This is a genomic window from Bacillus sp. 22446, assembly GCF_052044955.1.
In the GTDB taxonomy this organism is placed as follows: Bacteria; Bacillota; Bacilli; order Bacillales; family Bacillaceae; genus Bacillus; species Bacillus altitudinis.
Map to the genome: position 1 here is coordinate 1 of NZ_JBQEOD010000018.1, position 10,131 is coordinate 10,131.

Below are 10,131 nucleotides of genomic sequence, written 5' to 3' on the forward strand. Positions count from 1 at the left end.
CTGGGAGATTCCAGTAGCCTCTTGCCAGTCCTTTCCCCGCAATCACGAGCTCACCCGGTACGCCTTGCGGCGAGAGGTCATATAACGAACCCATAATGTAAAAACGAGTATTGGCAATCGCTGTTCCGATAGGAAGCGTGCCTTGATCTGGATCAATGACCCCGCTTGTCGCCACGACCGTATTTTCTGTTGGGCCGTAGTTATTGACGAGTTTGTATGGAACGGGCTTCACCTGTTTCAGCTTGTCCCCACCTGTCAGTAAGTAACGGAGAGAATGATTGTCCATCGACATAAACTGCTCACATAGCTGTGTTGGCAGGAACGCAATGGTGATGCCTTCGTGATTAAAATACGAATTGAGCTTGATCATATCGAGGCGAATCGCTTCGTCGATGATATGGAGCTCTGCGCCGGCCATCCACGTCGGGAACTTCTCCCAAATGGAGGCATCAAAGCCAAAGCCGGCATATTTGGCGGTTCGGTCTTGTTTCGTCACCTGGAAAGCATCATTGTGCCAAAAAGCAAGATTGACAAGAGACTGATGCTCGACCATGACACCCTTCGGCTGTCCAGTCGTTCCAGATGTGTAAATCATATAAGCGAGATCCGTTGGTTTGATAGGAACCTGAATCTCGTGTGCTTCTCCTTCTACTGCCTCTTCTATGAAGAGGGTATGACCTGTGAATGAAGGTGGTGCAGTGAGCTCTTTCTGAATCAGAAGGACCTCTGCCCCGCAATCTTCAAGCATATAAGCAATGCGCTGCGCTGGATAATCGGCATCAATCGGCACAAATGCCGCACCTGCCTTGAGAACTCCGAGAACAGCGGCTGTCATCTCGAGCGATGGACGTGTGAGAATGCCGATGCGGTCTCCCGGTTTTGTGCCACTGGACATAAGTCTTGCGGCGACTGTATTCGCCCGGTTGTTCAGTTCTTCATACGTCCAGCTTGTGCCGCAGAAAGTTGCAGCTTTTTGATGAGGTACTTCTTGTGACTTTGCCTCAATCAATGCATGAACCGTTTGATCTGTCGGGACATCTAGATAAGGTCCGGACCATTCATCAAGCAGATGTCGCTCTTCTTCTTTTGTTAAGATGGAGATGGTCGAGATCGACTGATTCAATTTCGCAAGCATTTCGTCTATGATTCGCTCAAAATATTGACTCCATCGCTGAATGGTACTCTTTTTAAATAGTGCCGCTGCATATTCAAAGCGCAAGCCCACTTGATCTTGTTCCTCAAAGACACCGAGCGTTAAATCAAATTTTGCCTGAACGGCTTCTTGCTGTTTGTGCGACAGCGTAAGTCCAATCAATTCCGGTAACGTCAGATCACGCTCATCCGTTGTCATCATGACACTAAACAACGGGTTGCGGCTCGTGTCTTTCGGAAGGTCTAACTGTGCGACCAAATCCTCAAATGGGAATCCTTGATGTTCATAAGCTGATAGATTGTGATCCCTTATTTTTTCTAGCAGATGCTCTGCAGTTTCTTCTAACTGAACGTCATGTCGAAGGGCCAGTGTATTCACAAACATACCCGGAATCCGTTCGATTGACGCATGTGTACGTCCAGCCGTTACAGCCCCTATGACGATGTCATGCTGCCCAGTCAATTTATGAAGGAGAATGGCAAAGGCCGTTTGCATCACCATGTTCAAGCTCACACCTTTTTCAGCCATGAGCGCTTTGATATGCCGCGCCTTTTCAGCAGACAGCCATCTATCAACCCGGTCTCCTGCAAATGACTGCACGCTAGGTCGCGGGAAATCAAGCGGAAGTGCCAAGTCTTCTGGTGGCTGTGCATATTGCTCCAGCCAATACTGCCGCTGTTTTTCAAGTGCTGCTTGCTGCTCTTCCTCTTGCTGCCATACCGCATAATCCTTGTAGTGCAACTGAACTGGCGGTAACGTCTTATGCTCATACAACTCCGCTAATTCTTGAATAAGCAGACTGCGTGTCACTCCGTCTGCGATGATATGGTGCATATCCATCATGAACACATATTTGTCATTAGACAGCTTTGCCACTTTTGCTCTCATTAGAGGTGCTTGATGTAATGAGAATGGTGTCATGAAGTTGTCTACGACGGATTGTACCTGATCGCTTTCTACTTCAACCATCTGTAACGTAAACGGCACACGGCGATAGATTTTTTGGACGGGACTGCCATCAATTTCAACAAAGGCTGTCCGCAATGACTCATGTCTATCAATTAAAGCTTGAATCGCTCCTTCTAGCTGCTTCAGATCAAGGTTTCCTTCCATCATGAAAACGGCTGGCATATGGTAGGTGACGGATTCTGGATGCAACTGCTGTAATACGTACATTCGCTTTTGTGCGGAAGAGACTGGATAGAAATCTTGCTTTTCCGCTGGCTGAATGGATGTGACGAGCGAAGCATCAGCTTCTTCCAAATAGGCAGCTATCGCACGTATCGTTGGCTTTTCAAAAAGAACCTTGAGTGGAACATGCTGATTCAGTTTGGCTTGCATTTTCGAAATGAGCACCATGCCTTTCAAAGAATGCCCACCTAATTCAAAGAAATGGTCATCAATGCCGACTTTTTCAATCTCAAGAACATCTGACCAAATATCACAAAGCGTCTGCTCAAGCGCCGTTTCTGGTGCTGCATGTGCCGTGCGGTTCATATGTGCCTCATGAGGAAGCGGCAGAGATTTTGCATCCACTTTTCCGTTTTGCGTCAGCGGCATATGATCCACTTTGACAAAATAAGTAGGAATCATGTAATCCGGTAGTGTCTCTGAAAGCTTTTCTCTAAATGTCAGCGTTCCAATGTGATCAGGTGCTGTATAATATAACGCCAGCTCCGGTAAACGAGATGTGTTGATCACTTTGACATACACTTTTTGAATGGTTGAAAGGGCACGTGCGGCATGCTCAATTTCTTGTTTCTCAATTCGATAGCCGCGAATTTTCACTTGATCATCTACTCTTCCAAGGAATTCAATCTCTCCATTTGTATGCTGTCTAACCAAATCTCCCGTTCGATACATCCGCTCTTGAGGGAAATAAGGATTTTCAAGAAAACGCTCCGCTGTTAATTCAGGCTGATTCAAATAACCTTTTGAAACACCATCACCTGAAATGTAGAGCTCACCCGGTGCGCCATAAGGGACAAGGCGCTGCTCGCGATTGCATACGAGCGCTCTTGTATGAGCAATAGGCTTTCCAATGATAGAACGCTCCTTTAAAGCGTCCAGCTCATGCGGTGTCATTAGCTTGCTCACTGTACCAATCGTTGTTTCTGTCGGACCGTAATGGTTCATCACTGCCACGCATGGATGCTGCTTCATAAATGTCTCAACATCTTCAGAGACAATCGGTTCTCCTCCCAATACCACAAGCCGTAAAGCGTCAAATGTATGACCCTTCGAATCTGCCATCATATGAAATAAGGATGGTGTCATTTTGATATAAGTCAGCTCTTGTTCATCAATAAAACGCATGAGACGTACAGGGTCTGTATACACGTCTTCACGAGGAATATAGAGTGTCCCGCCTGCTTTTAGAACCGGGAAAATGCTTGTGTAACCAAGGTCGTATGCATAAGAAGACAGGAGTGCCGTTCGATCGCATTCTTGTAAAGTCACTTCATGTGTCAACCAATTGACGTAGTGTGATAGATTACGATGCGTGAGCTGTACACCCTTTGGCTTCCCTGTTGTTCCAGATGTGTAAATCACATAAGCCAGTTGATCAACCGATACGTCCGGCAGGTCTAGAGAATCGTTTCGTTGGACGGCTTTCTCCACATGTACGACCTGAATCGACTTGAGATGCTGATAGGAATCACCAAGAGACTCATTTGCCACGATGACTTTTGCCCCTGAATCTTTTAATGTGTAACGAATACGTTCCGCAGGAAAAGCTGGATCAATTGGGACAAATGCACCGCCTGCTTTCATTACACCTAGCATCGAGACAATGACATAGACAGACCGATCAAGAATAAGCGCGACTGTGCTTTCTTTCTCTACGCCTTGCATCTTCAGCTCACTGCAAAGAGCATTGGACATGTGATCTAGTTCACGGTAAGTCAGCTTCCTTTCACCATCCATCACCGCAATGGCATCAGGTGTTTCCATGGCTTGACGTGAAAATTGCACATGGTACGGCTCATGTTGACCTGCTTGTTCTCCATCCCTTTTCTCCAGCCGCTCCATTTGCTCATGCTGATCCAAGAGGTTGAACAAGCCAATTTGTTCATTCGGATGCTGGACCGCCTCACGAATAATCGCAAGCAGATGTGTTCCGAACCGGCGGATGGTTTCCTCTTTAAATAATGCCGTTGCATAGTCTAGGCTTAGTTTTATTTCTCCCTCACGTTCAAATGCTTCTAGAGACAGATCAAATTTGACGGATCGGTGCTGCATTGCATAAGGCGAAATGTTCAGATCGCCGAGCTTTAGTGCAGGAACATCCATGTTCTGCATATTAAACGAAACACTAAAGAGCGGGCTTCGGGTTGTATCACGATCAAGCGGCAGACGTGCGATTAATTCTTCGAGCGGATAGCTTTGATGTGCAAAAGCATCTACACTCGTTTCTTTTATTTCTTCAAGCAGCTGTAAAAATGACTTTGTTTGTTCCGGTTTTCCGCGCATCGCAATGGTATTGATGAACATCCCTGGCATGTCCTGAATATCTGGATGTGTTCGCCCCGCAACAGGAGATCCGACAATGATATCTTCCTGTCCGCTGTAGGATGCGAGCAGCACTTGAAATGCAGATAACAAGAACATGTACAGTGTCGTATCTGTTTTCTTGAGCAGCTCATGAATACGCTGAGTTGTCTCTTGATCACAGCCAAACATCACCCGTTCTCCAGAAAAATCACGTTCCACTGGACGCGGGTAGTCTGTCGGCAAATCTAAAACCGGTACATCTCCTTCGTATTGCTTCAGCCAATACGCTTCATGCGCACGCTGTTTCTCTGTTTCTTCTTCACTTAACTGCCAGACAGCGTAATCTTTATAATGAATGGCTCTTTCTGCAAGTGCCTCTCCATCATAGGCTTTCGCCAAATCCTGAATGAACGTCTTCATGGAACTGCCATCTGTAATCAGGTGATGTGCTTCCAGAACTAAAAGATGACGGTCGTCACTCACTTTGAGCAGCTGTGCCCGCAGGAGGGGAGCGGCTGTCAAATCAAACGGCGCCTGACGTTCAGCAAGAAATGCCTCGGCCTCTTCTTCCTTTACATCATGGACAGGGAGGTCAAATGCCGCTCTTTCGTGTACCCTTTGGACGATGTTCTCGCCTTTCATATGAAAACTCGTTCTTAAGATTTCATGCGTTTGAATCAACTCATCAAATGCTGAGGTGAGCCGCTGATGATCGAGCGTACCTTCAAGCGTTAAGACGATCGGAATATGATAGTTCGTACTCTTAGGTTCAAGTGTTTGTAAAATGTATAAGCGCCGCTGAGCTGGTGACACTGGATAGTCCTCCGCCTTCGCTGCCGGTAAGATCGGATGTCCTTGTTCTTCTTGACCGTCCTGGTCAATGTATGACGCAAGCGATCGAACCGTTGGCTTTTCGAATATCACTTGAATCGGAACTTCCTTTTGGAACACTTCTTGGATTTTGGCTGACATCATCATTGCTTTGAGTGAATGTCCACCAGTCATGAAGAAATGCTCATCTATTCCCACCGCTTTCCCAAGCAGTTCCTCCCAAATTTGAGCAAGCGCCTTTTCCGTCTCAGTTTCAGGTGGAATGATCCTGATTTCTTCACGATCAGCTTCGTCAGGCGTTGGTAAAGCTTTTCGATCAACCTTTCCGTTTGCGGTAAGCGGAAAAACATCTAGCTTCATGACGTGATGAGGTACCATATATGCTGGCAGTGCTTGATTGAATAGAGCCCGCACCTCTTCTTCTCTGATCGTTCCCGTATAGTAAGCGGTCATTTCTTTTTCTTCTGAAGGAGACGCATGGATGAGCACAACCGCATCATCGATCCCCGTCTCTTGTTGAAGAATCGTTTCAATTTCACCTAGCTCAATACGGAAACCACGGATTTTCACTTGATCATCTGTCCGTCTGAGGAATTCGATTTGACCATTTGAACCATACCTAGCCAAATCTCCTGTTCGATACAAACGCCCTTCTGCCTTGAAAGGATCAGCGATAAATACTTGCTTTGTTAATTCTGGACGATGGAGATATCCTCTTGAGACACCGTCACCGCCGACATACAGCTCTCCTGGCGCACCAATTGGCTGAAGTCTTTGATTGTCATCTAAAATGTAAGCGGACGAATGATTGATCGGCTGACCAATTGGAATCGTGCCCGTTTCATCCCCTCTCACCTCATAAATGGTCGAGATGGTGGTGTTTTCTGTGGGGCCATACGCATTCAGTAAAACAAGTGATGGATGATGTTTCTTCACAAGCTCTGCACTTTTCACATTGATCACATCACCGCCTGTGATCAATTTGGACAATCCTTTAAACATATGCGGTCGCTGCTGAGCGAGTTGATTAAACAAACCTGTCGTTAAAAAGAGCGCCGAGATTTGATTCGTTTGGATAAAGCGTTCAAACCGGTTGATGTCCAATAAAGTGTCACGGTCAACAGGATAAAGCGTTGCACCGTTCAGCAGTGTGGTGAAAATTTCAAAAGTAATGGCATCAAAGCTGACTGCTCCTGTATGTGCCATACGATCCGACTTGTTCAAGCCCAGTGTCTCCTGAGAACATGCCAATCTGACAATATGCTGATGCTCAATTTGAACCCCTTTTGGCTGGCCGGTTGACCCCGACGTGTACATGATATACGCCAATTGCGAAGGAGAGGTCTCGACTTCGAAAGGTCCGTTTGACTGATTCGATATGTCCGACACATGAACGGCTTGGATGCTTTCATGAACTGGCGGCTGGCTGTCCGCATAGAGCAAAACGGATGCACCGCTGTCTTCAAGCATAAAGCGGATTCTATCCTCTGGCTGGGCTGGATCAATTGGTACATAAGCAGCCCCTGCTTGAAGAACCGCTAAAATGGCGATCACTGCTTCAGCAGATCGATTCATATACACTGCGACGGCATCTTCTTGTTTCACTCCGCTGTCAACCAAATGACCCGCCACACGATGGATTTCTTGGCCGAGTTCTTCATAGGTGAATGCCCGCTCTCCTTCGACTAACGCCAGCTGGTCTGGCTGCGTTTGAATGCGTTCTTTCAGAAGCTCAGGAATAGACAGATGCTTTGGATAATCTCGTTCTGTCTTGTTCCATGCTTCAATCTGCTGTTTTTCTTCTTCGGTGATACACGTCACGTCATGAAGGCGAACTTCCGGATTTTCGATGATCTGCTTCATGAGGTTGGTCAGGTGTTTCGATATTTTTTCAATGACCTCTTCTTCAAAAGCCACCGCATTGTATTTGATTTTCAATGTCCATGTTTCACCTGGATATACGAGGACATTTAGATCGAAATTCGTTTGTTCAAATCCGTCTTTTACATCAATGGAAAACCCTAGACGTTCCGACATGGTGTCACCAGATAGCTCTTGATCTAAAGGGTAGTTCTCAAACCCGACCAAGTGATCGAAAAGTTGTCCTCCTGCAGCTGTCTGTTGCTGAATGTCATAAAGCGGCATAAAATCATAGTTTTCCGCTTCCAGCGCATGCTGCTGAACTTTTTGAAACAGCTGTTTGAAGGTGTCTTCCTGATTCATTTCTACCCTGACCGGTATTGTATTGATAAAAAGCCCTGCCATCTGTTCTATCCCAGCCACACTTGGCGGCCTTCCAGATACGACTGTTCCGAAAGTGACATCATGTGCCGCATGGTAAGTCCCTAAAAGAACCGACCAAACAGCCTGGAATAGATTTGGTGCTGTCACTTGGCAATTCCTTGCGATCTCTTGAATGCTGCTGACCATTTCAGCATCCCATGTGAACGTCCATTCCTGATGGTCATATTGCCCGTTCGCTTCTTTTTGCTGCAAAAGCCCTTGATGCTGAACCGCACCGTCTAAGCGATCCTTCCAATAGCCTTCCGCTGCTTGTTGATTTTGCTTGCCAAGCCACTGGATATAATCTGCATAAGGTTTTCCTTGTGAGCGATCCGGCGTTTTGCCGTTCCGATAAGATTCGTAGTAATGAAACAATTTTTTCATCAAAACTCCCATGGACCAACCATCCATGATGATGTGATGGTTGCTCCAAATGAGATGCCAGTTTGTTTCATTCAGTTGAAAAACAGCGACCTTCAATAACAAATCATTCGTTAAATGGAAGCCTTGCTTTCTCACTTGCTTTTTATATTGATCTAGTACCTTTTGCTGTTCCTGATGGTTCAGGTGAGATAGATTCTCTCTATACACATCTAGATTGCGCTCTGCCAGTACAACCTGTCGAGGCTTCTGTAATTGCTGATAGACAAAGGCTGTACGTAGAATGTCATATGTGCCGATGAGCTCATTGAGACTTTTTTCAAAAAGATCGAGATCAAACTCCCCTCTTATTCCAAGCTCCAGCTGTGTGAAATAAGAGGACGAATTAGGGTCTAGCATGGCATGATATAACATGCCTTCTTGCATTGGTGTTAAAGGATATACCTTTTGAATCTTCTGTTTGCTCATAGTCCACCTCTTCGTTTGCTTAAAATATATCCATTAGCTTTTCAAGTTCATCCATGGTCAGGTCATCGTCTCCTACATCACTAGGCGTAATTTGCGCTTCATCTTGTGATACACAATGTGAGATGAGTGCCTTCACGTTCTTTTCTAAAAGGTCCTTGAACTGCTCCATCGTTTGCTCTTCGAATTCAAGCTGGTGATATGACATCGTCATATGGAACATGCCCTGTTCTACGAAACCAACAATATCTAATGCATGAGGTTTCTCTGATTCTGGACTTAATGATTGGCCTGCCTGCCAAGTGGATCGACTTAGTTCACCCCCGCCAATCTGTTCATCAAACTGACCAAGATAGTTAAAGCTGATATCTGGCGTGACATCAAATGCGATACCGTCCTTCATTTTGTCAGGCGTTAAGTATTTTAAAATGCCATAGCCGATTCCCTTGTTCGGAATGTGTCTGAGCTCTTCTTTCAAAAGCTTGATTTGATAGGAAAGATCCTCCGCATGCGACAAATCAAGCAGCACAGGATACATGCTCGTAAACCAGCCGATGGTCCGCGACACATTGACCGCCGGAAGGATGTCTTCCCTTCCATGTCCTTCAAGGTGAATAAAGTGTCTGTCTTCTCCTGTCCACTCTTTCAGGGTCAATCCTAAAGCGGTTAGCAAAATGTCATTGATTTCCGTATGGTACGCCTCATGTACTTCTGTCAGTAGACTGCGTGTTTCTTCCTCAGACAGCGTAAAGCGAATGGTTTTTGTATGCAGCATTCTTTGATCCTCTGTAACATGATCCTTTTGCAGAGGTGCAGTTAAATGCCCAAGTACCTTTTTCCAATAGTCCCTTTCTGCCAGCAGCTCATCTGACACTGCATATTCCGTCAACTTCTGGGCATATGCTTGGAATGAATGTGTTTTTTCAGGAAGTGTCAGCTCTTCCCCACGCTTCGCCTGCTCATAAAGAGCCATGAAGTCTTCAAGGAAAATACGCCATGACACACCATCAATGACAAGGTGATGTACAACGAGCAATAAGTGATCTCCATGATCCGTACGGAAAATCGCAGGTTTGACTAACGGTCCCTCTGTTAAAGAAATACTCGCCTGCACTTCATTTGCCAGCTTTTCTACGTGCTCGATTTGCTGTGATCGTTCTCCTTGTACTTCTATCACGTCCACCGCTACATCGTTTTCGTCTACTCCACGATGACGCTGGATGATGCGTCCTTCTTCTATCGGATAAACCAATCGCAAAGCATCATGATGGGTCATCATCTGCTCGAGCACTTGCTTGACAAGCGCTTCATCCAAACCATTTGCCGCATGGAGCATAACGGACTGATTCCAATGATGCTGGCTGCTGAAGTTCCGTTCAAAGAACCAGCGCTGTATAGGTGTTAAAATAACCTCTCCTTCGACAGCTGACTGATCGGCTGTGAGAAGATCCGCTTCTTCGATATATGGGCGAAGCTCCGCAATCGTTGGATATTGGAAAAGCAGTTTCATATCGAGCTTCCAG

The 10,131-nt window shown here is 46.0% G+C and carries 2 protein-coding genes; both read right to left on the minus strand.

Annotated elements, in window-relative coordinates; all coding sequences use genetic code 11:
- A partial coding sequence (locus tag ACTJJD_RS19280) for an amino acid adenylation domain-containing protein (RefSeq protein WP_440608752.1) occupies nt 1–8,611 on the minus strand: 8,611 nt, incomplete at its 3' end.
- Nucleotides 8,612–8,630: 19 nt separating this feature from the next.
- The coding region (locus ACTJJD_RS19285; protein WP_440608753.1) for a condensation domain-containing protein at nt 8,631–10,131 on the minus strand (1,501 nt) is incomplete at its 5' end.